The sequence below is a fragment of the Brevibacterium salitolerans genome (assembly GCF_039531405.1).
In the GTDB taxonomy this organism is placed as follows: Bacteria; Actinomycetota; Actinomycetes; order Actinomycetales; family Brevibacteriaceae; genus Brevibacterium; species Brevibacterium salitolerans.
The window spans coordinates 121,136-144,029 of the sequence record NZ_BAAAPZ010000017.1; the positions used below are offsets into that span (position 1 = coordinate 121,136).

Genomic DNA, 22,894 nt, shown 5'->3' on the forward strand with positions numbered 1-22,894 from the left:
CGCCTGAGCGAGCCGTCACGGTGCGGGCACCGAGTCGAAGGCGGGCTCGCCGCCGCCCATCCAGGCGAACCTGTCGAGCGGCCAGTTCAGGACGAACACCTCGCCCACCACGGCGGAGGCGGGGACGAAGGCACCGCCCTCGGAGAGCTCGTTGTAGCGCGAGTCGAGCGAGTTGGCGCGGTTGTCGCCCATCACCCAGAAGTGGTCCGCCGGGACCGTGACGGAGAACTCCACGTCCGAGGGCGCGGTGTCCGGATTGATGTAGTCCTCCTCGAGCGGCTCCCCGTTGACGAGGACGCGGCCGTCGGCGTCGCAGCACTCGACGGTGTCGCCGCCCACGCCCACCACCCGCTTGATGAGCTGGTTCCCGGCGTCGGAGGGCTGCAGGCCGAGGAACACGAGCACCGGATTGGGCTCGTACTGGGCGACCAGGCCGGGCGGCAGCCACCCGCCCGGATCGTCGAACACCACCACGTCCCCGCGCTCGATGTCGTTGAAGAAGAGCTGGTTGACCATGACCCGGTCGCCCACCTGCAGAGTGGGCTCCATCGAGGCCGAGGGGATGTGGAAGCTGCGGACCACGAAGGTCTTGAGCAGGTAGGAGGCGAGCAGCGCCACCACGATGATGACGAGGAACTCCCGGACCGAACGCCATACCGATCGTTTGGGCCTGGTCGAGGAACTCGTCGACTTCTCACTGCTGCTCACGGGGCACGAGTCTATCCGTGCCCGGAGCGCTGCGGTCTCAGCTCCCGCCCATGCCGTCCCCCGGCAGCCCGAGCGGCTTCGTCGGAGAGCGCGTCAGCGCACCCCCATGACGGTGCCCACGATCCGCTCCTCCCGCACCATCCCTCCACCGGGCCGGCCGAGGAGATCGCGCGAGTCGAACGAGTCGTCGCGGTTGTCGCCCATGAGCCAGACGCGCCCCGGCGGGACCTCCACCGCGAAGTCCGGGGCCGAGGCCCGGACGGGTTCCGCGGCAGCGGCGTCCACCGGCCGCGCGAGGTAGGGCTCAGGCAGGACCTCCCCGTTGAGGAGGAGGGCGCCGCCCTCGTCGCAGCACTGCACGGTGTCCCCGCCCACGCCGATCACACGTTTGACGAAGTACACGTCGCGGGGGCCGAGCCCGAACCATGCGCCCAGCTGCTCACCCGCGGACGGCGGGAGCGCCCCGATGAAGGAGCCCCGGCCGTCGACCACCACGAGGTCCCCGCGGTCATAGGTCCTGAGGATGCCGTCCGGACGCCACGCCCTGATCGTGTCCCCCGGTGACAGCGTGGGCTCCATGGAGCTGCTGGGCACCGTGAACGGCTGGACGACGAGACCGCGGACGGCGCCGGCGAGGACGAGTGGGACGACGAGCACGCAGACGAGGAGCACCCCCGCCCGGCGACGACCGGACGCACGAAGGCGCGACCCGGGTGAACGGGTCGCGCCTTCGTGTGTGCCGCGTTCCGGCAAAGCTGTCCCTGGCGTGCGGGCCGGGAGGGACTCAGCGCTTCTCGCGGATGCGGGCCGCCTTGCCGCGCAGGTTGCGCAGGTAGTACAGCTTCGCACGGCGGACCGCACCGCGGGTGTTCACCGTGATGGCCTCGACGACGGGCGAGTGCACCGGGAAGGTGCGCTCCACACCCACGCCGAAGCTGATCTTGCGGACCGTGAAGGTCTCACGGACGCCGCTGCCCTGGCGGCGGATGACGACGCCCTTGAACACCTGGATACGCGAGCGGTTGCCCTCGATGACGCGGACGTCGACGGAGACGGTGTCACCGGCGCGGAACTCCGGCACGTCCGACTTGAGCGACTTGGCGTCGAGGAAATCGAGCTTCTGCATAGTGCTTCTCCTGATCGTCCGCCCCGGGTCGATGCGATCTCAGACTCAGCCCCGCGCCTCGGCGCGGGGTGTGATGGATTCGTCCGCCCGGTGGGGCCCGGCAGGGCCGTCCACCGCAGAATGTCCGTTCCCCCAGGGCAGAGGGACACCAGCGAACGCAAGGATCGATTATGCCAGACCTGTGCCGCCGGTTCCACTCGGCGCCCAGGCCTCAGCTCCGGACCCGGCTGCCGCCTCGGGCTCTGCCGCCTCCGCCAGCACCTCCCGGTCGCGGCGGTCGAGCGCCTCCTCCGGCAGAGCCGCGAGCAGATCCGGACGCACCCGTGCCGTCCGGCGCAGGCGCTCGTCCCTGCGCCAGCGCGCCACCCGGCCGTGGTCTCCGCTGAGCAGAACGGGCGGGACCTCGCGCCCGCGCCACTCGGCCGGTTTGGTGTAGACGGGGTACTCGAGCAGGCCGTCCTCGTGGCTCTCCTCGTCCAGGCTCTCCGGATTCCCGATCACGCCGGGCAGCAGCCGTGCGATCGCCTCGACCATCACCATCACCGCGACCTCGCCGCCGTTGAGCACGTAGTCGCCGATGCTCATCATGCGCACCCGCGCCCGCTCGCCCGCCCAGTCGATGACCCGCTGGTCGATGCCCTCGTAGCGGCCGCAGGCGAAGACGAGATGGTCCTCGGCCGCGAGCTCACGCGCGACGGCCTGCGTGAACACCTCCCCGGCGGGGCTGGGGACGATGAGGACGGGGCCCGCGGCCCCAGCAGACGAGCTCCCCTCGGGCATGCAGTCCTCCGGCGCATCACCTGCGGAGGCCTCAGGCTCCGGGACGTCGGAGGACGCCGCGTCCGGTTCCGAGGCAGAGCAGGGGCGCTCGCCGAGGACCGCCTCCAGTGCCTCGCCCCACGGCTCCGGCTTCATCACCATGCCGGCGCCCCCGCCGTAGGGGGTGTCGTCGACGGTGCGGTGGCGGTCGTGCGTCCAGTCGCGCAGATCGTGCACCCGCAGGTCCAGCAGCCCCTTCTCCTGTGCGCGGCCGATGAGGCTCAGCCGCAGCGGGGAGAGGTAGTCCGGGAAGATCGAGACGACGTCGAGGCGCATCAGGCGCTCTCCCCCGGCTCGGCGGCGATGAGACCGGGCGGCGGGGTGAGGAGCACGAGCCCCTCCTCCAGGTCCACCACGGGCACGATCTCCTCGACGAAGGGCACGAGGACCTCCGCACCGGCCGTCGTCTCGACGTGGAGGAGGTCCTGCACCGCCCCCACCGTCAGATCCGTCACACGGCCGATCAGCTCTCCGGCGGCGTAGGGGATCTCCTCGTCCTCGGCGTCCGCGTCGCCCTCCACCGCGTAGTGCACGGCCAGACCCACGAGCTCCTCGACCTGCCAGGCGTCGTCCTCCGCCGCCGCGTCCTCCTCGGCGACGTGAAGCAGGGTGTTGCGGATCTCCTCCGCGCGGGTCCTGTCCGCCACCTCCTCGAAGGTGAGCATGAGGCGCTCCCGGTGCCAGCGCGCGCGGGCGAGCGTGAGCTCACCGATGTCCGGCTCCGTCGTGAAGACGGCACCGGGGACGAAGCGGGCCTCCGGATCGTCCGTGCGGACCTCGACGGTGACCTCCCCGCGGATGCCGTGGGGCTTGCCCGTACGGGCGACGATCTGGCTCATGCCTCTCCTTCTCCTTCCTGCTCCGCTCGTGCTGCGGCGGGGTCGATGACGATGCCGTCCTCGTCCGCCCAGAGGTGGGCACCGGGGGTGATCGCCACCCCGCCGATCTCCACCGGCACGTCCACCGCACCGGCACCGTCCTTGCGGCTCTTGCGCGGGTTGGACCCCATCGCCTTCACGCCGAAGTCCAGCGCGCCGATCTCCGCGCGGTCCCGTACGGCGCCGTGGATGACGGCACCGGCCCATCCGTTCCGCGCCGCCGCGGCCGCGATGTTCCCGCCCATGAGCGCGCTGTCCAGGGCGCCGCCGCCGTCGACCACCAGCACGTAGCCGTGGCCCGGGCGCGCCGCCGCCTCCTTCACCAGCTGGTTGTCGCCCCGGCACAGCACGGTGCGCACGCTGCCCTCGAATCGCACCCGGCCGCCCACGTCCTGGAACTGCACCGCGAGGGAGACGAGGTCCTCGCCCCGTTCGTCCCACAGATCCGATGTCGCCACCCCGGTCATGTCTCCTCCTGCTCCCGTCGACCCGCACGAACCGCGCCCGCCGGGACCCCGACGGGCATCGGCGTCCATTCTCTCCCACTCCGCGCGCTGCGGCTGCGCGGCAGCGCGCCTTTTCCGCCACACGGTCACGGGGCCCGCACCACACCGCACCACCGGGACCGTCCGCTTCGAAGCACAGCACCTCCGCATTCCGCCGCTGCAGCGCGGCGACCCGACGAGGAGGTGCGGGAGCCGGGCCGCAACGCAGAGCCGTGCCGTTCCGGACGGCGGCGGGCACGCAGAAGGGCCGGTGCGGACAGCTGTCCGCACCGGCCCTTCTGCGTGGGAGGAGGTCAGTCCTCCACGAGATCGACGCGCACCCGCTCACGGCCGGCGAGCGCGCCGACCACGGTCCTCAGTGCCTTGGCCGTACGACCGGCGCGGCCGATCACCCGGCCCAGGTCCTCAGGGTGCACCCGCACCTCGAGCGTCGTGCCGCGGTTCCCGCCACGGGAGCGCACGGACACGTCGTCGGGGTTGTCCACGATCCCGCGGACCAGGTGCTCGAGCGCATCGGAGAGCATGTCAGGCCTCGGCCTCGGCTGCGGCCTCCTCGGCGGGAGCCTCCGCCTTGGCCGGCTTCGCGTTGACCACGGACTTCGCGGCCGGGGCCTGGAAGGCCGCCTTCTCCGCGGCGACCTTGACCGTGTTCACGGCCTCGCCCTCGCCGGTGTGCGCCTGCCAGTCACCGGTGAGCTTGAGCAGCGCCTTGACCTGATCCGTGGGCTGCGCGCCCACGGAGAGCCAGTACCGCGCGCGCTCGGAGTCGATCTCGACGACCGAGGGCTCCTCCGTCGGGTGGTACTTGCCGATCTGCTCGATCGCACGGCCGTCGCGACGGGTGCGGGAGTCGGCGACGACGACGCGGTAGTAGGGTGCACGGATCTTGCCCATGCGGGTGAGACGGATCTTGACTGCCACTTGTGTGGTGTCCCCTTCTGATCTTGGTGTGAGAGCACTCTCCCGCCCGTGGGGACAGGCGGGGTGCATGCTCTGCGCGTATTCGGGAGCAGAGGCTGAGAGGGGTCCTCGTGCGCCCGGGTACAGCGCACAAGTATGCCAGAGAAACGAGCGTGGGAGAAACCGGGCCGGGCGGGACCGAGGCCGGCAACCGGGACCGGTGGCCGAGGCGGCGCATCCGTGCCGGAGCCGGCCTCTCCGCGCCCCTTCCGGTGCTCAGAACCCGCCGAAGCCCTTGGGGAGCTTCGACAGATCGATCTCCTCCTCGCCGAGGTCGATGCCGCCGAACGCCGCACCCTGCTTCTCCGGGAGCCTGCCCTCCCTGCGCAGCTGCGCCTCCTTGGCCTCCTGCGCGCGCTTGGCGGGATTGCCGGACTTGCCTGCGGGCTTCTTCTTGCCCTTCTTGCGCTTGGACGCGCCCCCGGATCCGCCGCCGGGCATGCTCGGCATCGCCGGCATGCCGGGCATCCCTCCGCCCTGACCGCCGCGTCCGCCCATGCCGGGCATCCCCGGCATGCCTGAGCCCCTGCCCATCTGCCGCATCATCTTCTGCGCCTGCGTGAACCGCTCCATGAGCTGATTCACCTGGGTGACGGTGGTGCCGGCGCCCTTGGCGATGCGCGCGCGCCTGGAGCCGTTGAGCAGACGCGGATTGGCGCGCTCGTGCGGGGTCATCGACCTCACGATGGCCTCGACCCGGTCGATCTCGCGCTCGTCGAACGCCTCGAGCTGCTCCTTGTACTGGCTCATGCCCGGCATCATGGTGAGCATCTTCTTGAGAGAGCCCATCTTCTTCAGCGCGGCCATCTGCGTGAGGAAGTCGTTGAGGTCGAAGTCCTCCCCGGACTCCACCTTCTTCGCGAGCTTCTCCGCTTCCTTCTGATCGAAGTTCTTCTCCGCCTGCTCGATGAGCGTGAGGATGTCGCCCATGTCGAGGATGCGGTCGGCCATGCGGTCCGGGTGGAACTGCTCGAAGTCCTTCATGCCCTCGCCCGTGGAGGCGAACATGATGGGCTTGCCGGTGACCTGCGCGACGGACAGCGCCGCGCCGCCGCGGGAGTCGCCGTCCAGCTTGGAGAGGACGACGCCCGTGAAGTCCACGCCCTCGTCGAACGCCTGGGCCGTGGCGACGGCGTCCTGACCGATCATCGCGTCGATGACGAAGAGGATCTCGTCCGGATTCACGGCGTCGCGGATGTCCCGCGCCTGCTGCATGAGCTCCTCGTCGATGCCCAGCCGCCCGGCGGTGTCGACGATGACGACGTCGTGGAGCTTGGACCGCGCCACGTCCATGGCGTCCGTGGCGACCTGCACCGGATCGCCCACGCCGTTGCCGGGTTCCGGAGCGTAGACGAAGGCACCGGCCCGCTCACCGACGATCTGCAGCTGGTTGACGGCGTTGGGCCGCTGCAAGTCCGCCGCCACGAGCATGGGCCGGTGGCCCTCGGACCGCAGCCAGTGCGCGAGCTTGCCGGCGAGCGTCGTCTTGCCCGCGCCCTGGAGACCCGCGAGCATGATGACGGTGGGCGGGCGCTTGGCGAACTCGATCCGGCGGGTCTGCCCGCCCAGGATCTCGACGAGCTCCGCGTTGACGATCTTCACGACCTGCTGGCCCGGGTTGAGCGCCTGCGAGACCTCGGCGGAGAGAGCGCGCTCGCGCACCCGCCCGGTGAACGCCTTCACGACGGGCAGCGCGACATCCGCGTCCAGGAGAGCACGGCGGATCTCGCGGATGGTCTGGTCGACGTCGGCCTCGGTCAGGCGGCCCTTGCCGCGCAGGTTCTTGAAGGTCGTCGTCAGCCGGTCGGACAGTGAGTTGAACACAGCTCTCCTCGGGTTCTCGGGGGCAGCCCCGTGGGGTCAGCACACCAGGTTACCAACCCGTCCCGCGCTCCACCCACAGGCCGGTTCGCACACGGACCGGCCCCGGCACCCGTGAGGGGCCGAGACCGGTCCTGGTCGTCGCACGAGCCTGCCGGCTCAGCTCTTCGCGGCGCCCACGCCGCCGGTGCGACCGGCAGGCGAGCCGTTCGCGGCGGCGTGCTCAGGGGAGTATGCGAACTCGTTGTGCTGGGCGAAGTCCACGCCCGCCTCCTCGACCTCCGCGCTCACCCGGAAGCCGATCGTCTTGTGGATGGCGAAGCCGATGACGCCGGTGACCACCGCGGTGAAGAGGATGGAGAAGACCGCTGCGACGATCTGCGAGACCATCTGTCCCCCGCCTCCGCCGTAGAACAGACCGCCGGCGAGCTCCTCCGTCGGGAGGGTGAAGAAGCCGAGCGCGAGGGTGCCCCAGAGGCCGGCGACCAGGTGCACGCCCACCACGTCGAGTGCGTCGTCGTAGCCGAGCCTGTACTTCAGCCCCACCGCGAGGGAGGCCAGCACACCGGCGATGAGTCCGATCGCGACGGCGCCGAGCGGTGAGACGTTGGCGCAGGCCGGGGTGATGGCGACGAGACCTGAGACGATGCCGGAGACCGCACCGACGGAGGTGCCCCGCTTGTCCCGGAGCCCTTCCACCAGGAGCCAGCCCAGGAGCGCCGCACCCGGGGCGACGATCGTGTTGACGACGATGAGGCCCACCTCGGCGACCTCCGTGGCCGCTCCCGCGTTGAAGCCGAACCAGCCGAACCAGAGGATCGCGGCACCCACCATCATGAGGGGCACGGAGTGCGGCTTGTGGGGCTCCGGGGTGCGGCCGAAGCTCTTGCGGCGGCCGAGGATGAGCACGAGGACGAGGGCCGCGACACCTGCGTTGATGTGGACGACCGTGCCGCCGGCGTAGTCGAGCGCCTCACCGAACACGGAGCCGAGCGCGCCGTCCGCGGAGAGCAGTCCCCCGCCCCACACCATATAGGCCATGGGGCAGTACACGAGCGTCACCCAGAGGACCGTGAAGAGGATCCAGCTGCTGAACTTGGCACGGTCCGCGATCGCACCGGAGATCAGCGCGACGGTGATGATCGCGAAGGTGGAGCCGAAGCCCACGTCCACGAGCTCGGCGGACTCCGTGAGGCCGCTGAGGCCGAAGTGGGCGAACGGGTTCCCGAACATCTCGAGGAAGCCCTCCCCACCGATCATCGAGTAGCCCCAGAGCACCCAGACGACCGCCGCGGTGGCGATCGCCACGAAGCTCATGAGCATCATGTTCACGGCTGAGTTCATCTTGGACATGCCGCCGTAGAAGAACGCCACCCCGGGCGTCATGAACAGCACGAGGGCCGTCGCGGCCACCACCCAGAAGGGCGTCACCACACTGAGTACATCTTCGATCGTCATCGTCGCCTGCCTTCGGTTCTGCCTCTGCGATCCGGCACACCGGGAACGGCGTGTGCAGCGCCGCGAGTGCGGACCGCGGGAGCGTCGCTCCCGGGACCGAGTATTCCGAAGCAGTGTTTCCGATCACGTTCGTGACTGTGACAGGCGTGTTACCGGAGCAGCCGGTGTGTGAACGGCATGTGACAGACCCCTCAGCCGGCGAGGATCGCGTCGACGAACCCCTCCGCGTCGAAGGGGGCGAGATCGTCAGCGCCCTCGCCCAGCCCGATGAGCTTGACCGGCACGCCGAGCTCACGCTGCACGGCCACCACGATCCCGCCCTTGGCGGTGCCGTCCAGCTTCGTGAGCACGATGCCGGTGATCTGCACGGCCTCGGAGAACACCTTGGCCTGCTGCATGCCGTTCTGCCCGGTGGTCGCGTCGAGGACCAGGAGCACCTCGTCGATGTCACGGCCCTCCGGCAGGGGGCGCGCGGCGACCCGGCGGACCTTGCCGAGCTCGTCCATGAGCCCCTTCTTGTTCTGCAGGCGACCTGCGGTGTCGACGAGCACCACGTCGGTCCCCTCCTGCACGCCGCGCTCCACCGCCGAATACGCCACCGCGGCGGGGTCCGTGCCCTCGTCCCGGCGCACCGTCTCCACGCCCACGCGCGCACCCCAGGTGCTCAGCTGCTCCGCAGCCGCGGCGCGGAAGGTGTCCGCCGCCCCCAGCAGCACGGTCCGGTCCTCCGCGACCAGCACGCGGGCGATCTTGCCCACCGTGGTCGTCTTGCCCGCACCGTTGACTCCCACCACGAGCACCACGCGCGGCTTGTCCCCCGGAGCCTCGGCCGCGACCGCGAGGGCCCTGTCCATGGTGGGATCCACCAGCCGGATGAGCTCCTCGCGCAGCAGCTGCCGCACGGTCTCGGGCTCGCGGGTGCCCAGCACGCGCACGCGCTCCCGCAGCGCATCCACGATCTCCGTGGTGGGCTCCACGCCCAGGTCCGCCATGATGAGGAGGTCCTCGATCTCCTCCCAGGTCTCCTCGTCCAGCGTGTCCCGCGAGAGGAGGGCGAGCAGGCCGCGCCCGAGGCTGGTGTTCGACTTCGCGAGCCGGTCGCGCAGCCGGGCCAGCCGTCCGGTCGGTTCCGTGGGAGTCTCCAGAACGGGGGCGGAGTCCTCCTCCGCAGGCGCCTCGCCGGGCTCCTCCTGCTCCGTCACGGAGGTGCCGGCGGCACGGTCTCCGGGGCTCACCTCGGGGGCGGTGTCCTTCCGCCTGCGCGAGGGTGCGAGCAGGAGCAGCCCGCCCGCCACGAGGAGGAGGACGACCAGCCCGATCACGACGTACGTGGGTTCCACTTTTCACGCTCCTGAATGCGTCAGCCGCGGCGGGCGCGGCCGGGATGTGCGGGTGTGCTCTGTGCGGATGCGGTCGGTGCGATCAGCGCCGGCCCGGACGTCTGCGCCCCGCACGGCCGGCGCCGCGGCGGCCCGGTCAGCGGGTGCCGCGCCCGAACAGCAGACTGAAGGCGGTGCGCGGTCCCGTCCCCGTCTCCGGCACGCGCCAGTGCCGGGTGCGCGGACGGAAGGTCAGGAGGGCCGGTGCGGCGTGGCGGCACGGCTGCGGGCGGAGTGCGTAGGAGTGCTCGCGCATGGCCGTGACCGCAGCCTGTTCGCGCGTGGCCAGGACAGCGGTCTCGTCGTCGCCGAAGTAGCCGTGGACCTCGTCCTCGTATCCCGTCCACTGGGAGGGCAGGCGGAAGCGGTCGCGCTCCATGCTGTGGATGCGCCCCTCGCGCTGCAGCCCCGGCAGGGCGACGAGGAGGACGATGACGAGGCCGATCGCCACACAGACGGCGAGGCCGATCACCACGAAGAGGAAGCCGGCCCCCGTCATCGGCAGACGGCTCTCTCACTGCGGGCGGTCATACTCTGCGGGCTCCTCGGGTGCGGTCTCTCACATGGCGTGCATGTGCGCGTCTCGTGCGGCGGGCTCGCCGGCGAACCCCTGCTGCGGCTTCTGCAAGTGTATATCGACCCGCATCAATGGACCTTTCAGTCCGCGCTCAGGTGACACGAGTCTCAGCGGACTCGGAGGCCGGAGGGTTCGCGAGGCGCTGGGAGATGACCTGCGAGACTCCGTCCCCGTGCATGGAGACGCCGTAGAGCGCGTCAGCGACCTCCATCGTCCGCTTCTGATGGGTGATGACGATGAGCTGACTGGACTCCTGGAGCTCCCGGAAGATCGTGAGCAGGCGGGAGAGGTTCGCGTCGTCCAGCGCCGCCTCGACCTCGTCCATGACGTAGAACGGGCTCGGGCGCGCCTTGAAGATCGCCACCAGCATCGCGATGGCCACCAGCGAGCGCTCCCCGCCGGAGAGGAGCGAGAGGCGCTTGACCCGCTTGCCCGCCGGCCGCGCCGTGACCTCGACGCCGGTGGTGAGCATGTCGTCCGGGTCCGTGAGCACCAGGTGGCCCTCGCCGCCGGGGAACACGCGGGCGAAGATGTCCTCGAACTCCCGCTGCGTGTCCGTGAAGGCCGCCTCGAAGACCTCCTGCACGTGCCGGTCCACCTCCGCCACGAGGCCGAGGAGGTCCGCGCGGGTCCGCTCGATGTCCGTGATCTGCTTCTCCAGGTAGTCGTGCCGCTCCTGCAGCGCCGCGAACTCCTCGAGCGCCAGCGGATTCACCTGGCCGATGGACGCCAGCTCCTTCTTCGCCCGCTTCCGCTCCCGCTCCACCTCCGCCCGGACGTAGTGGCGCGTCTCCGGGGCGGGCTCCGCCTCCGGGCCGTCCTCGGGTTCCGGGACGGATTCGGCCTCCGGACCGGATTCGGCCCGAGGACGCCTGCGAGCGTCCTGCTTCGCCGCCGGGTCCTCACCGGAGTCGAGGACGGGCACCGGCAGATGCGGCCCGAACTGCTCCACGAGGTTCTCCGCGCTCAGGCCGGTCTCCTCCTCGGCACGCCGCGTGAGCTCGTCGAGCTGCAGCTGGAAACGTTCGCGCGCAAGCTGTGCCTCGTGCTCCGCGCTCGTGGCCTCCGTGAGGCGCGCATCGAGTTCCCTGCGCGCCTCACGCAGCTCACTCACCGCGGACTCGAGGCGCACCCGCTCCTCGGCGCGGGCGGTGAGCGCGGCCTCGGCCTCGGCCTGCCAGGCGCTCACCCGCTCCGCCAGGGCGAGGGCCACCCGTTCGATCTGCGCGCAGGACTCCGCCTGGCGCCTCCGCGCCTCCGCCACCCGCGCGGCCTGCTGACGCGCCCTCTCCTCCTGGTCGGCCTGCTTGTGCAGCGCGCGGGCACGGTCCCGGAGGAACGCCACACGGTCGTCCGCCGCGCGCAGGCCCACGCGGAGGTCAACGCTGCGTTCACCCAGCTGGGTCCGCGATTCCGCGAGGGCGTCGCGTGCCGTGGAATCCGGTTCGTCCGGCACCGCGTCCTGGGCGTCCGCCTCGAGGCTGCCGCGGGCGTCTGCCAGCTCCTGCGCGGCGTGCTCCCGGCGCCGGCGGGCATCCGCCAGCCCGGACGCGGCGTTCGCGGACGCCTCCCTGAGGCGTTCGAGCTCGCCCGCCGCCCGGGCGAGCTCCTCCCCCGCCGCAACGATGCCGGCGTCCGATTCGTGCAGGGCGCTCAGGGCCGCCTCCTCCGCGGCCCGGGCGTCTGCGAGCGGAGCGTCCAGGCGGATGAGCTCCGCATCGAGCTCGCGGAGGCGGTCCTCCGCCGCCCGCAGCTGCGACTCGGTCTCCTCGAGCGCCGCCCGCGCCGCGATCCGCCCGGCCTCGGACGAGCCGGCGCGCGCGGCGTGCCCCGCGGCGAGCACGGAACCGTCGAGGAGGACCAGGGTCTCCTCCGGATGCTGCCGCAGACGGCTCAGCGCCGCCTCCCGGGAACCGGCGATCCGCACGTGCGCCAGCGCGTCCGCCAGGGTGACGGCAAGACCGGCGGGCACCTGCTCGTCCGGCTGCAGCGTGCAGACAGCGGCGGCGGGAACGGTCTGGTGGGCGGCAGGGGCCTCACCGGTATCGGCGACCTCAGCCGCGATCCTCGCCTCGGCGACCTCAGCCGCGGTGCTCGCCTCGGCGGCGGCCGAAGGGTGCACGACGTCCACGAGTCCGCGCTCGCCCACATGGTCGAGCACCGCGAGGGCGCTGTCCCTGTCCGCCGCGACGACGGCGCCCGCGACGGTGCCGAGCGCGGCGGTCACGGCGAGCTCGCACCCGGCCGCGATGCGGAGGCTGTCGGAGAGGGCTCCGCGCAGGCCCGGGATCCCGGCCTCCAGCAGCTCCGCGACATCCGCCGTGAGCCTGCTGTTCGCCCGCTGCCCCTCCGCCCGCGCCTGCAGCTCCGTCCGCGCGGCCCGGACCCGGGCCCGCTCCTCCGCGAGCGCACTGCGTTCGCCCTCCAGCCTGGCGGCCTCGGCGGCGGCCTCCTCGTGCGCGGCGTCGAGTGCGCCCTCTCCCTCCTCGCAGTCCGCGAGCCGCGCCTGCGCCGCAGCGACCTGGGCCTCCGCGGCGGCGATCCGCTCCGCAGATCCGTCCGCCTGCTCCTCCAGCGCCGCGATCGCCTGCTCGGCGTGGGCGAGGCTGCGCTGGGCGACCTCCACGGCGGATTCGAGCCCGGCCCGGCGGCGCAGCTGGGCGGCGATGCGCGCCCGCTCCTCGCCGAGCGCCCTCTCCGCGGCGGCGAACTCCGCCTCGACCCGCTCCTTCTCCCGGGTGAGCTCCTCGAGCGCCGCGCGGCGGGACTGCGCCTCCTGCTCGGCTTCCTCGTGCTCGGCGAGGAAGTGCTCGGCACGCTGGCGCAGCGCCTCCGGGGACTCTCCGGCCGGCCGCTGCTGTTCTGCGGCGCTTCGCAGCAGGCGCACACGGTCCGCCGCACGCTGAGCCGCCGAGGCCGCACGCTGGTACTGTCCGGCGATGACGGTGCGGCGGCTGTGCACGGCCTCGGTCCCGCGGTCGAACTCGCGGCGACGCTCCTCGGCTTCGGCGATGCGGACGTCGATCTGCCGCAGCTCCTCCTCCAGCACGCGACGGCGCTGTGCCGGGTCCTCGGCCGGCTGTGCGGCGGTGACGCGCGCCTGCGCCTGGACGATGTCATCTGCCAGGAGCCGAGCGGTGGCATCACGGAGGACGGCCTGGACCACCTGCGCCCGGCGCGCCGCCCTGGCCTGGCGCCCCAGCGGACCCAGCTGCCGGGCGAGCTCCGCACGGAGGTCCGAGACGCGGTCGAGGTTGGTCTGCAGGCCGGAGAGCTTGCGGAGCGCCTTCTCCTTGCGCTTGCGGTGCTTGAGGACGCCGGCGGCCTCCTCGATGAAGCCGCGCCGCTCGAACGGATCCGCGTGGAGGATCGCATCGAGGCGGCCCTGGCCGACGATGACGTGCATCTCCTTCCCCAGCCCGGAGTCGGAGAGGAGCTCCTGGATGTCCAGCAGCCGGGCGGGTTCGCCGTTGACCCGGTACTCGCTGCCGCCGGAGCGGAACAGCGTGCGGGAGATCGTCACCTCGGTGTAGTCGATGGGCAGGGCACCGTCGCTGTTGTCGATCGTGAGCGCGACCTCGGCCCGGCCCAGCGCCTGCCGCTTGGCAGTGCCGGCGAAGATCACGTCCTCCATCTTCCCGCCGCGCAGGTTCTTCGCGCCCTGCTCGCCCATCACCCATGCCAGAGCGTCCACCACATTGGACTTACCGGACCCGTTGGGGCCCACCACACACGTGATCCCGGGTTCGAGCTCCAGCTTCGTCGCGGAGGCGAACGACTTGAAGCCGCGGAGGGTGAGGGTCTTGAGATGCATGGTGGCTACGATCCTAGCGGGCGGGGCCGCAGTCCCACCGGAACGTTTCGCACGTTTCAACCCTGTGCACACGCGTGGTCATATGCACACCGTCAAAGAGTGCGAAACGTCGAGGCGGATCTGCGTCACAGGACCCCGGCCTCCCGCAGCAGCATCCCTGCTCTCTCCGGTTGCATGAGGTCCCTCCAGGTGAGACGCACCACCCCGAATCCCAGACGGCGGATCCGGTCCTCCCGCTGCTTCTCCCGGAAGAGCGGATTGCTACGGTCACCGCCCGGCACGCCGGCAACTGCCGTCCGGTACTTCAGTGCGCCGTCGACCTCTGCGACCACCGGCGCCCCGCGCCGCGTCCGCAGGAGGAAGTCCACGCGCCCCACCAGGCCCTCGTCATCGACGAGAGACACCTGCTGCCGCACCTCGGTCACACCCCACAGGTGGAGACAGTAGAGGGCCAGGGACTCTGCGGGGCTCTCCGCCAGGCCGGTGGCTACTGCGAGCGCCGCTCGGGCCCGCCCCGCCCCGGGCCTGTGGGACAGCTCTTCGAGCCCGGCCCAGTACACCTCTCTGCGCATTGCGCGCACGGCTTCATCACCATCCGGACAGTACTCCGCACTGAGGAACCAGTCCGCCGCCACCACTCCGTCGGCGAGAGTGCCCAATCGGGCAAGATCAGCACACGTCCGTTCCGGCGAGGTCACCGGCATCCCGTTCCACACCGTGACTGCGAGCATGCTCGGAGCACCGCTGCGCCGCACTCTCCACCGCGAGCTGTGCGGCCTCCGCGGCGACCACATCTCCACCCGCACCTCCTGACCGGGCAGTCCTGCCGAGAGACCGTGCGGAGCCGCCGAGGAACGGCTGCCCCCTGACGAAAGCGTGCGGCTTCCGCGGGAAGAGGCCCTCCCCTGAACATGTGGGAGCGGTGAAGCAGAGCGAAGCGGCGGTTTCGGGCGGCGGCTCCCTCTGAAGGCACGAGCTGCGCCGATCAGGGGAACACCGTGGATCATTGCGGCAGAGATCCCGCCATAGACATCCGGTTCCTCACGTTGGGCGTACACGGAGAGCACCGCCCTGTGCTCGGCGCGGCGGATCTCCCTCCGCGAACGGGCGTGTACCGCAGCACTGCCGGGTGCAGCGCCGCCGGCTGTATGCGCCGCGCGAAGCTCCAGAAACGCAGAGTCGTCGACGAACCGATGCAGCTCGACATGACGTTCGCAGCCGACCGCGATCATGTAGATGCCTCTGCTGAGCCTCACCACGCAGCAGCGGAGTGCAGCGGTCAGTATCACGGACGCAATGCCCTCAGAACGTGCGGCGAGGGAGGTGAATGTGTTGAACATGAGAACCACACTGCACCCACCCGTTGCACGGCTTCAGGCCCGCGCGGATCCTGCGGACAGCGGCTGCAGGCACCCACAGCAGGATGTGCGCACGGCCCGACGCTGGTCCACAGCCGGATGCGCGCAGCCCGGCGGCCTCTACCACCACACAGTGCGCACCTTTTGACGCTGTACGCATGACCACGCATGCGCACAGCGTCAAAAGGTGCGAAAGGTGGGGGAAATTTGCCCGCCCTCAGCGCTGCGGAGACTGGCAGGTGCGGCAGAAGTGGGTGCTCCGCCCGCCCACCACGATGCGGGAGATCGACGCACCCGCGCACTGCAGGCACTCTTCCCCCGTACGCCCGTAGACGCGCAGGGCCCGCGAGAAGTACCCCGACTCGCCGTTCACGTGGACGTAGAGCGCATCGAAGCTGGTGCCGCCGGCCTCCAGCGCCTCCCCCATGACGACACGAGCCTCCTCCAGGACGCGGCGGAGGCGGGAGATGCGCATCCGCGCGGGGACGGCGAGAGGATGCACGCCGGCGCGATGGAGGGCCTCGTCCGCATAGATGTTGCCCACGCCGCTCACCACGGTCTGGTTCATGAGCACGCTCTTCACCGCGGACCGCGAGCGCTGCATGCGCCGGGCCGCCGCCTCCGCGTCCCAGTGCGGATCGAGCGGATCGCGGGCGATGTGCGCGATCGAGGCAGGCACCAGATCAGGTCCGTCGGGCACGAGCGCATCCGCGCCGAGATGACCGAAGATCCGCTGGTCGAGGAACCGCAGCTGGAACCCAGCCGCAGGACTCTCCGCAGGCGCAGAGCGGGCGGCGTGCCCTGTCTCTGCACCGGATCCCAGTTCAGGCATACCCGCCGCGGCCGGACCGGCTGCGACTGCTTCTGCGGGCGCCGGCTCCAAGTCCAGCACCGCACGCGTATGGCGGTGCAGGGGGTCGTCCGGTGTGTGGATGCGCAGCTGCCCGCTCATGCCCAGGTGCAGGGAGAGCGCACGCAGCTCGCCCGCGGATCCTCCCGCCGAGGCCGCGGAGGAGGCGAACGGCACCCAGAGGAACTTGCCGCGCCGCATGGGAGCGGCGAGAACCGCCCCGTCCAGCTCCGCGGCGAGCACGGGCACGGCCTCGGGAGGGATCGCACGCTGCGAGGTGGTGCCGAGGATGCGGCGGTCGAGCACCGTGAGGCCGCGGACCGCCGCGCCCGTGATGTGGTCCTCCAGGCCGCGGCGGACGGATTCGACCTCCGGCAGCTCAGGCACGCCGGGTGTAGCCGGGGTGCGCGGCGGAGATCGCGTGCATGGCGGCCTCCGCGGCAGCGGCCTCCGCAGCCTTCTTGGAGGTGCCCGTGCCCGCGGCCCACTCGCGCTCGCCGGTGACGGCGACGGCGGTAAAGACCCGGGCATGGTCTGGCCCGGAGCCGCTGATCCGATAGCTGACCGCGCCGAGCGACAGGTCCGAGGCGGCTTCCTGCAGCGTGGTCTTGTAATCCATGCCCGCGCCGAGCTCCACCGCCTCGGTCAGCATGGGGTCGATGAAGCGGTGGACGAGCGCGAAGGCCTCCTCCCGCCCGCAGCTCACATAGCAGGCACCGATGAGGGCCTCGACGGTGTCCGCGAGGATCGAGTCCTTGTCCCGCCCGCCGGTGAGGGATTCGCCCTTGCCGAGCAGGATCTCTCCGCCGACGTCGTAGCGGCGCGCCACGGCGGCAAGAGCGCGCGTGTTGACCACGGCGGCGCGCATCTTCGCCAGTCGTCCCTCCGGCAGATCCGGGTTGTCGAAGTACAGCGACTCCGTGGAGACGAGCTGCAGCACCGAGTCGCCCAGGAACTCCAGGCGCTCGTTGGTGGGCACCCCGCCGTGCTCGAAGGAGTACGAACGATGCGTGAGGGCAAGACGAAGCGTCTCGGGGTCAATGCTGACCCCGAGACGCTCGTTGAGGTGTGAGAACCCCTGCTCCGTCATGTCTGCAGACCTGACGGATCAGGCGTCGGCGACCTTGCGGCCCTTGTACTCAAGGAACAGCGGGGTGCCGGCGGAATCCTCCACGACCTTCGCCTGGTGCGGGCGCGAGTACACGACGCGGCCGTTCTCGACAGTCTTGACGAGCGTCGGAGCGCTTGCCTTCCATGCCGAGCGACGGTGACGGGTGTTGCTGCGCGACTTCTTGCGCTTGGGAACTGCCACGATCAGCTCTCCTTCTCTTGGTTCAGAACACTCTTGAGTGCCGCCCACCGAGGGTCGTCCTCGGGTTCGCCTGGGTCGATGTCCTCGCCCAGCGTGTAGCTGAACTCTCCCTCGTCGTCGTCCTTGAGGGGACGGAACGGAAGAGACATCACCACAGCGTCTCGGACGGCGGGCTCGAGGTCCAGCATGTCACCTTGCATGACATACGTTTCCTCGTCCTGCGGGTCCGCCTCGTAGGCGAAGAGCTCCTCGATCGACACCTCGACGGGGATCTCCACGTCCTCGAGCGTCCGGACGTCCTGCCCCTTCGCCGTGCCGAACACGGTTCCGGAGACGTAGATGCCCTCCGCGACGCTCTCAAGCCGGAGGTCGAGCTGCATCTGCGAGCCTTCCGGCACGCCGATCACCTCGATCCGCAGGTCCTCAGGTGCTCTGACGCTCAGAGAGACATCCTCCCAGCGACCGGGAGTTGCGGCGAGGCCCAGCTTGCGGGTGTCGAGAACGAGTTCCGACGCCTTCTTCACTGCACACCTCCGCAGACGTTCTCAGGACGATTCCAGTGCACCTAAGCGATGACACGCAAGGAGAGAGTCTACAGCCGAATGTCCCGCGGGCGAAATCAGCGCCGGGCACGTGCGCAACGGCACCCGAGGCCGGTGGGGCCGCCTCGCGCCGGCCCCGCTCTCAGCCCCGCAGCGCGTTGAGCGCGGCGAGGACGCCGTCCGGCACGAGACCGGAGACGTCGCCGCCGAGGCCGTGCACCTCGCGCACGAGCGAGGAGGAGACGTGCTCATAGGCGGGGTCGCCCGGGATGAAGACCGTCTCGAGTTCCGTGAGGTGGCGGTTCATGAGGGCCATCGGCAGCTCGTAGGCGAAGTCGGTGCCGCTGCGCAGGCCCTTGAGCACCGCGGCGGCGCCGATCCGCTCGCAGTAGTCGACCAGCAGGCCGCCCGGGACGTCGTCGATGACGATGCGGCCGGCCTCGACGGCCTCCGCCGTCGCGGGCTCCGCACGGAGGGCCTCGCGGATGAGCTCCACCCGCTGCCCGACCGGGAAGGTCCCCCGCTTGGAGGGATTGTGGACGACGGCGACGACGATCTCGTCGGCCAGGCGGAGGCCGCGGGCGAACACGTCGATGTGGCCGTTGGTGACCGGGTCGTAGGAGCCGGGGCAGACGATCTTCATGGCCCCATCGTACGAGGCCGCACGAGGCCCGGAGGCGGCGACCCGCGACCCGCACCCCACCTCTCACACCGGAACATCACGAAACGATAACCATGCGCACTTCCTGCACGAAACCCTGAAGCATTCGCATAGCGTGGTGAGAGCTATGACACCTGCCACCGCTGGTCGCGGACATCCCACGCAGATGACGCACGGGCGAGCACGCTGCCGGCGCACCTGCCGGCACGGCGCATCTCCGCGTCCCGCAGACCGGCCTGAGACCGAGGACTCACACATGACTCCCCACCGCATCACTCGTACGACTCCCCGCCCCCTGCGCACCGCCGGAGCCCTCACCGCCGTGGGGGCTCTCGCACTTCTCACGGCGTGCGGCGGCGACAGCGGCGACGGCTCCACCCTGGAGCAGGCCGCCGAGGAGGGCACCATCACCGTGGGGTTCGCCGGCGAGGCCCCCTACAGCTTCGAGCAGGACGGCGAACTCACCGGCGCCACCGTCGCTCTCCACCGGGAAATCTTCTCCGAGCTGGGCATCGACGAGGTCGAGGGTGTGAACGTGGACTTCGGCGGCCTCATCCCCGGCCTGAATGCCAATCGCTTCGACGTCGTCTCCGCCGGGATGTCGATCCTGCCCGACCGCTGCGAGCAGGCGTCCTTCTCCCACCCCGAGTTCATGTACACGACGGCGCTCATGGTGCCGGAGGGCAATCCCGAGAACCTGGCGACCCTGGACGACGCCGTGGGCACGGACCTCAGCATCGCCACGATGACCGGCGCCATCGAGACCGACTACGCCACCCAGCTGGGGATCTCCGACCACACCGAGGTCGCCGACCCGCAGGCCGGGATGGACGCCGTGACGACCGGGCGCGCGGACGCCTTCGCCCTCACCGGCATCTCGCTGAACTGGATGGCCGAGAACAACCCGGACGCCGCGGTGGAGGTCACCGAGTCGTTCGTGCAGGAGATCGACGGCGTGCCCCAGGTGGGCGCCGGTGCCACCGTGTTCCGCTCCGACGACGCGGAGCTGCTCGAGGCCTACAACGAGAAGCTCGACGAGATCGTCGCGGACGAGGAGCGCTACCTGTCCATCGTGGGCGACTACGGCTTCACCGAGGCCGAGCGCCCCGACGACTCCGTGAGCACCGAGATGCTGTGCGCCGGCGAGCTCCCCACCGCTGAGGGCGAGGACGCCTCCGACGACGGAGAGTCCGCCGACTCCTGATGGGCTCCGACCTCACAGCACTGTTCGGCTTCCTCCCGCAGCTGGCCGACGGCGTCCTCGTCACGGTGCAGCTGGCACTGGGCGGGGCCGCCGGCTCCCTCGTCCTCGCGCTCGTCCTGGGACTGGCGATGGTGGCGCCCACGCGCTGGCTGAGCGCTCCGGCGCGCATCGTCGTCGAGTTCTTCCGCGGCACCTCCCTGCTCGTCCAGCTGTTCTGGCTCTTCTACGTCCTCCCGCTCCTGGGCTTCGAGCTGGATCCGCTCATGTGCGGCATCCTCGCGCTCTCGCTCAACTACGGCGCCTATTCCGCCGAGGTGGTGCGCTCCTCGATCGAGCACGTGCCGCGCGGGCAGTGGGAGGCCTCCATGGCGCTGAGCCTCTCGCCCGGCAGGAGGATGTTCCGCATCATCCTGCCGCAGGCCTGGGCTCTCATGATCCCGTCGCTGGCGACCCTGCAGATCCAGCTGCTCAAGGGCACGGCGGTCGCCTCGTTCCTCACCCTGCAGGATCTCAATGAGCGGATCGGCGTCCTCCGGCAGAGCACGGGCGACACGCTGTTCTCCTACTCCGTGGGCTTCCTCGTCTACTTCGTCCTCGCCTGGCTCATCCAGGTGACGATGGACCTCCTCGAACGGCTCGCCAAGCGGAGGCTGGGACGCGACCCGGGCGACTCGGGATTCGTGGGTCGCGTGGCGGCCCTCCTGGGCCGAGGCCGTGAGCCCGCGGTCGCGACCGGCGGTCCGAAGGGAGGCGGTGCCTGATGCTGTGGAACTGGCAGTTCGCCGCAGAGGCGCTCCCCCTCCTGCTCAAGGGCTTCGGCAACACCCTCATCGCCACGGCCGGCGGCACGCTCATCGCCGTGGTCCTGGGGCTGCTCCTCGCCGTGCTCCTCCGTTCGCTTCCGAGGTGGATCGTCTGGCTGGTGCGACTGGTCGTGGCCGTCATCCGCAACACCCCGCTCATCATGCAGCTGGTCTTCGTGTGGACGCTGTTCTCCACCAGTGAGACGCTCATCAACGTCCCCGCCCTCGCCGTGGGCACGCTGGTGATCGGCATCCACTACTCGACCTACATGTCCGAGAGCTACCGGGCGGGCATCGACGCGGTGCCCACCGGCCAGTGGGAGGCCGTCAGCGCCCTGTCCCTGCCGCCGGTGCGGGCGTTCCGCTCCGTGATCCTGCCGCAGGCCCTGCGCGCGACCGTCCCGTCCCTGGGCAACTACGCCATCGCGATGTTCAAGGACACCCCGTTCCTCATCGCGATCAGCGTGGGCGAGCTCGTCTGGTCCGCCCAGAGCTTCGGCGGACGCAGCTTCGCGTACACGGAGGCCTTCACGCTGGCCGGCCTCATCTTCCTCGCGGCGAGCTATCCCACCTCGCTCGCGATCCGACGATTGGAGAAGTCCCTTGCCACCTACTGATTCAGGCAGCACCGCGAGCACAGGCGGCACAGCACGCTCCGGCAGCACCACGGGCTCCGGGACGGCTCAGCAGCCCGCCATCGAGTTCCGGGACGTGGAGAAGCGGTTCGGGAAGAACACCGTGCTCAAGGGACTGAACTTCTCCGTGAGCCCCGGCGAGCGCGTCACCCTGATCGGCCCCAGCGGTTCCGGTAAGACGACGATCCTGCGCCTCATCATGACGCTGGAGGAGCTCTCCGGGGGCTTCATCTTCGTGGGCGGGCAGCCGCTCACCCACGAGGAGCGGGGCGGGAAGCGGGTGGCGCTGCCGGGGAAGAGGGTGCGGGAGACCACCAAGCGGATCGGCATGGTGTTCCAGCACTTCAACCTGTTCCCCAACATGACTGTGCTGGAGAACCTCGTCGAGGCGCCCATCCACGTGCTCGGCATGTCCCGGCCCGAGGCGGAGGAGAAGGCCCGCGGCCTCCTCGACAAGGTGGGACTCGCGGACAAGGAGGGCGCCCACCCCACACGGCTCTCCGGCGGGCAGCAGCAGCGTGTGGCCATCGCCCGCGCCCTCGCGATGGACCCGGAGATCCTGCTGCTGGACGAGGTCACCTCCGCACTGGACCCGGAGCTCGTGGGCGATGTGCTGCAGGTGCTCCGCGACATCGCCGCGGAGACGGACATCACGATGCTCATCGTCACCCATGAGATGCAGTTCGCCCGGGACGTCTCCCAGCGCGTGATGATGTTCGACCAGGGCGTCATCCTCGAGGACGGTCCGCCGGAGGAGATCTTCACCCGGCCGCGGGAGGAGCGCACGCAGCGCTTCCTCTCCGCCGTCCTCGACTGAGGCCCGCGCGACCGCCGGAGGCCCGCACCCGTTCACAGCGTCGGGCCGGGTGCGGAGCCTCGCTCACTCCCGCAGCTGCAGCATCCAGACGGCCGTCTCCCCGAACGTCCGGTGGCGGAAGACCTCAAGCGCCTCCGGCAGCTGCGGCTGCGGCGAGCGCGCGGAGCGCTCGACGACCATCAATGCCTGCAGACCCGTGAGCAGTCCGGCGGCCGTGCGCAGGAGGGCCGCCAGCTCGCCCTCCCCCAGCGGGTAGGGCGGGTCGAGGAACATGAGGTCGAACGTCTCCCCCTCCGCCGCGAGCGTCTCGAGCCCCCGCTGGGCGGGCTGGGCGAGGACCCGGGTGCGCACACCCTCGTCCAGCTCCGCGATGGTGCGCCGCAGAGCGCTCACCGCGCCCGAGGCCCGGTCCACGAACACGGCCCGCTCGCCGCCGCGGCTCAGCGCCTCCAGGCCCAGTGCCCCGGAGCCGGCGAACACGTCCAGCACGCGGGCCTCGGCGAGCGCACCCATGCCCTCCAGGGAGGCGAAGAGCGATTCCCGCACGCGATCCGAGGTGGGCCGCGTGTCCCTCCCCCGCGGTGCGTGGACCGTACGGCCTCCGTGCGTGCCTGCGATGATCCTCATGCCGTGATCCTCCCGGCGCCTGCGGCGGTCCCGCGATCC

24 protein-coding genes are annotated in these 22,894 nt (G+C 70.8%); 4 read left to right on the plus strand and 20 right to left on the minus strand.

The window, feature by feature from the left end; genetic code table 11:
* Positions 1 to 15: 15 nt before the first annotated feature.
* The 19 genes from lepB (ABD240_RS13760) to coaD all read right to left on the minus strand — a co-directional run bounded on the left by lepB (ABD240_RS13760) (position 16) and on the right by coaD (position 18,751).
* A complete protein-coding gene (lepB, locus tag ABD240_RS13760; RefSeq protein WP_291792356.1) occupies positions 16 to 708 on the minus strand; it encodes a signal peptidase I in 693 nt (230 codons plus the stop codon).
* Positions 709 to 801: 93 nt separating this feature from the next.
* Entirely contained in the window at positions 802 to 1,365 is a 564-nt protein-coding gene (lepB, locus tag ABD240_RS13765; RefSeq protein ID WP_291792353.1) for a signal peptidase I, read from the minus strand.
* A 127-nt stretch (positions 1,366 to 1,492) separates the two neighbouring features.
* Entirely contained in the window at positions 1,493 to 1,834 is a 342-nt protein-coding gene (rplS, locus tag ABD240_RS13770; protein WP_291792351.1) for a 50S ribosomal protein L19, read from the minus strand.
* 168 nt (positions 1,835 to 2,002) lie between these two features.
* Complete coding sequence (gene trmD / locus ABD240_RS13775) at positions 2,003 to 2,929, minus strand: tRNA (guanosine(37)-N1)-methyltransferase TrmD (protein ID WP_291792349.1); 927 nt, start codon at positions 2,927 to 2,929, stop codon at positions 2,003 to 2,005.
* Positions 2,929 to 3,492, minus strand: coding sequence for a ribosome maturation factor RimM (rimM, locus tag ABD240_RS13780; protein ID WP_344337845.1), 564 nt, complete (start codon positions 3,490 to 3,492; stop codon positions 2,929 to 2,931). Before rimM ends, trmD begins: the two co-directional genes overlap by 1 nt.
* Positions 3,489 to 3,998, minus strand: a complete 510-nt coding sequence (rraA, locus tag ABD240_RS13785; RefSeq protein ID WP_344337847.1) for a ribonuclease E activity regulator RraA — start codon at positions 3,996 to 3,998, stop codon at positions 3,489 to 3,491. Before rraA ends, rimM begins: the two co-directional genes overlap by 4 nt.
* A 332-nt stretch (positions 3,999 to 4,330) precedes the next feature.
* A complete protein-coding gene (locus ABD240_RS13790) occupies positions 4,331 to 4,561 on the minus strand; it encodes an RNA-binding protein (protein WP_291792344.1) in 231 nt (76 codons plus the stop codon).
* Between the two features lies 1 nt (position 4,562).
* Entirely contained in the window at positions 4,563 to 4,958 is a 396-nt protein-coding gene (gene rpsP, locus ABD240_RS13795) for a 30S ribosomal protein S16 (protein WP_291792342.1), read from the minus strand.
* Between the two features lie 255 nt (positions 4,959 to 5,213).
* Positions 5,214 to 6,821, minus strand: coding sequence for a signal recognition particle protein (gene ffh / locus ABD240_RS13800; RefSeq protein WP_291792340.1), 1,608 nt, complete (start codon positions 6,819 to 6,821; stop codon positions 5,214 to 5,216).
* A gap of 156 nt (positions 6,822 to 6,977) precedes the next feature.
* The gene (locus tag ABD240_RS13805) at positions 6,978 to 8,276 is read right to left on the minus strand and encodes an ammonium transporter (RefSeq protein WP_291792338.1); all 1,299 of its coding nucleotides are present in this window, start codon (positions 8,274 to 8,276) and stop codon (positions 6,978 to 6,980) included.
* A gap of 191 nt (positions 8,277 to 8,467) precedes the next feature.
* Positions 8,468 to 9,616 (minus strand): signal recognition particle-docking protein FtsY, encoded by a 1,149-nt coding sequence (gene ftsY / locus ABD240_RS13810; protein ID WP_344337850.1) that lies wholly within the window; start codon positions 9,614 to 9,616, stop codon positions 8,468 to 8,470.
* A gap of 136 nt (positions 9,617 to 9,752) precedes the next feature.
* Positions 9,753 to 10,154, minus strand: coding sequence for a hypothetical protein (locus ABD240_RS13815; protein WP_291792334.1), 402 nt, complete (start codon positions 10,152 to 10,154; stop codon positions 9,753 to 9,755).
* 169 nt (positions 10,155 to 10,323) lie between these two features.
* On the minus strand, positions 10,324 to 14,046 hold the full coding sequence (gene smc, locus ABD240_RS13820; protein ID WP_344337852.1) for a chromosome segregation protein SMC: 3,723 nt from the start codon (positions 14,044 to 14,046) through the stop codon (positions 10,324 to 10,326).
* Positions 14,047 to 14,171: 125 nt separating this feature from the next.
* Positions 14,172 to 14,705 (minus strand): hypothetical protein, encoded by a 534-nt coding sequence (locus ABD240_RS13825; RefSeq protein WP_344337854.1) that lies wholly within the window; start codon positions 14,703 to 14,705, stop codon positions 14,172 to 14,174.
* 916 nt (positions 14,706 to 15,621) lie between these two features.
* The gene (locus tag ABD240_RS13830; RefSeq protein WP_291792326.1) at positions 15,622 to 16,641 is read right to left on the minus strand and encodes a DNA-formamidopyrimidine glycosylase family protein; all 1,020 of its coding nucleotides are present in this window, start codon (positions 16,639 to 16,641) and stop codon (positions 15,622 to 15,624) included.
* Entirely contained in the window at positions 16,634 to 17,344 is a 711-nt protein-coding gene (gene rnc, locus ABD240_RS13835) for a ribonuclease III (protein WP_344337857.1), read from the minus strand. The genes ABD240_RS13830 and rnc overlap by 8 nt, the downstream gene beginning before the upstream one ends.
* Positions 17,345 to 17,362: 18 nt before the next feature.
* Entirely contained in the window at positions 17,363 to 17,566 is a 204-nt protein-coding gene (gene rpmF / locus ABD240_RS13840) for a 50S ribosomal protein L32 (protein ID WP_029089958.1), read from the minus strand.
* Positions 17,567 to 17,568: 2 nt separating this feature from the next.
* Positions 17,569 to 18,090, minus strand: a complete 522-nt coding sequence (locus tag ABD240_RS13845) for a YceD family protein (RefSeq protein WP_291792317.1) — start codon at positions 18,088 to 18,090, stop codon at positions 17,569 to 17,571.
* 160 nt (positions 18,091 to 18,250) lie between these two features.
* Complete coding sequence (coaD, locus tag ABD240_RS13850; protein WP_344337861.1) at positions 18,251 to 18,751, minus strand: pantetheine-phosphate adenylyltransferase; 501 nt, start codon at positions 18,749 to 18,751, stop codon at positions 18,251 to 18,253.
* Positions 18,752 to 19,025: 274 nt separating this feature from the next.
* Here coaD and ABD240_RS13855 point away from each other — a divergent pair, with 274 nt between their 5' ends.
* The 4 genes from ABD240_RS13855 to ehuA all read left to right on the plus strand — a co-directional run bounded on the left by ABD240_RS13855 (position 19,026) and on the right by ehuA (position 22,228).
* Positions 19,026 to 19,973, plus strand: a complete 948-nt coding sequence (locus ABD240_RS13855) for a transporter substrate-binding domain-containing protein (RefSeq protein WP_344337863.1) — start codon at positions 19,026 to 19,028, stop codon at positions 19,971 to 19,973.
* On the plus strand, positions 19,973 to 20,734 hold the full coding sequence (gene ehuC, locus ABD240_RS13860) for an ectoine/hydroxyectoine ABC transporter permease subunit EhuC (RefSeq protein WP_344337865.1): 762 nt from the start codon (positions 19,973 to 19,975) through the stop codon (positions 20,732 to 20,734). The genes ABD240_RS13855 and ehuC overlap by 1 nt, the downstream gene beginning before the upstream one ends.
* Entirely contained in the window at positions 20,734 to 21,393 is a 660-nt protein-coding gene (gene ehuD, locus ABD240_RS13865) for an ectoine/hydroxyectoine ABC transporter permease subunit EhuD (RefSeq protein WP_344337867.1), read from the plus strand. The genes ehuC and ehuD overlap by 1 nt, the downstream gene beginning before the upstream one ends.
* A 79-nt stretch (positions 21,394 to 21,472) precedes the next feature.
* Positions 21,473 to 22,228, plus strand: a complete 756-nt coding sequence (gene ehuA, locus ABD240_RS13870; protein ID WP_344338141.1) for an ectoine/hydroxyectoine ABC transporter ATP-binding protein EhuA — start codon at positions 21,473 to 21,475, stop codon at positions 22,226 to 22,228.
* Between the two features lie 63 nt (positions 22,229 to 22,291).
* Here ehuA and rsmD read toward each other — a convergent pair whose 3' ends face one another.
* On the minus strand, positions 22,292 to 22,855 hold the full coding sequence (rsmD, locus tag ABD240_RS13875; protein ID WP_344337869.1) for a 16S rRNA (guanine(966)-N(2))-methyltransferase RsmD: 564 nt from the start codon (positions 22,853 to 22,855) through the stop codon (positions 22,292 to 22,294).
* Positions 22,856 to 22,894: the final 39 nt, after the last annotated feature.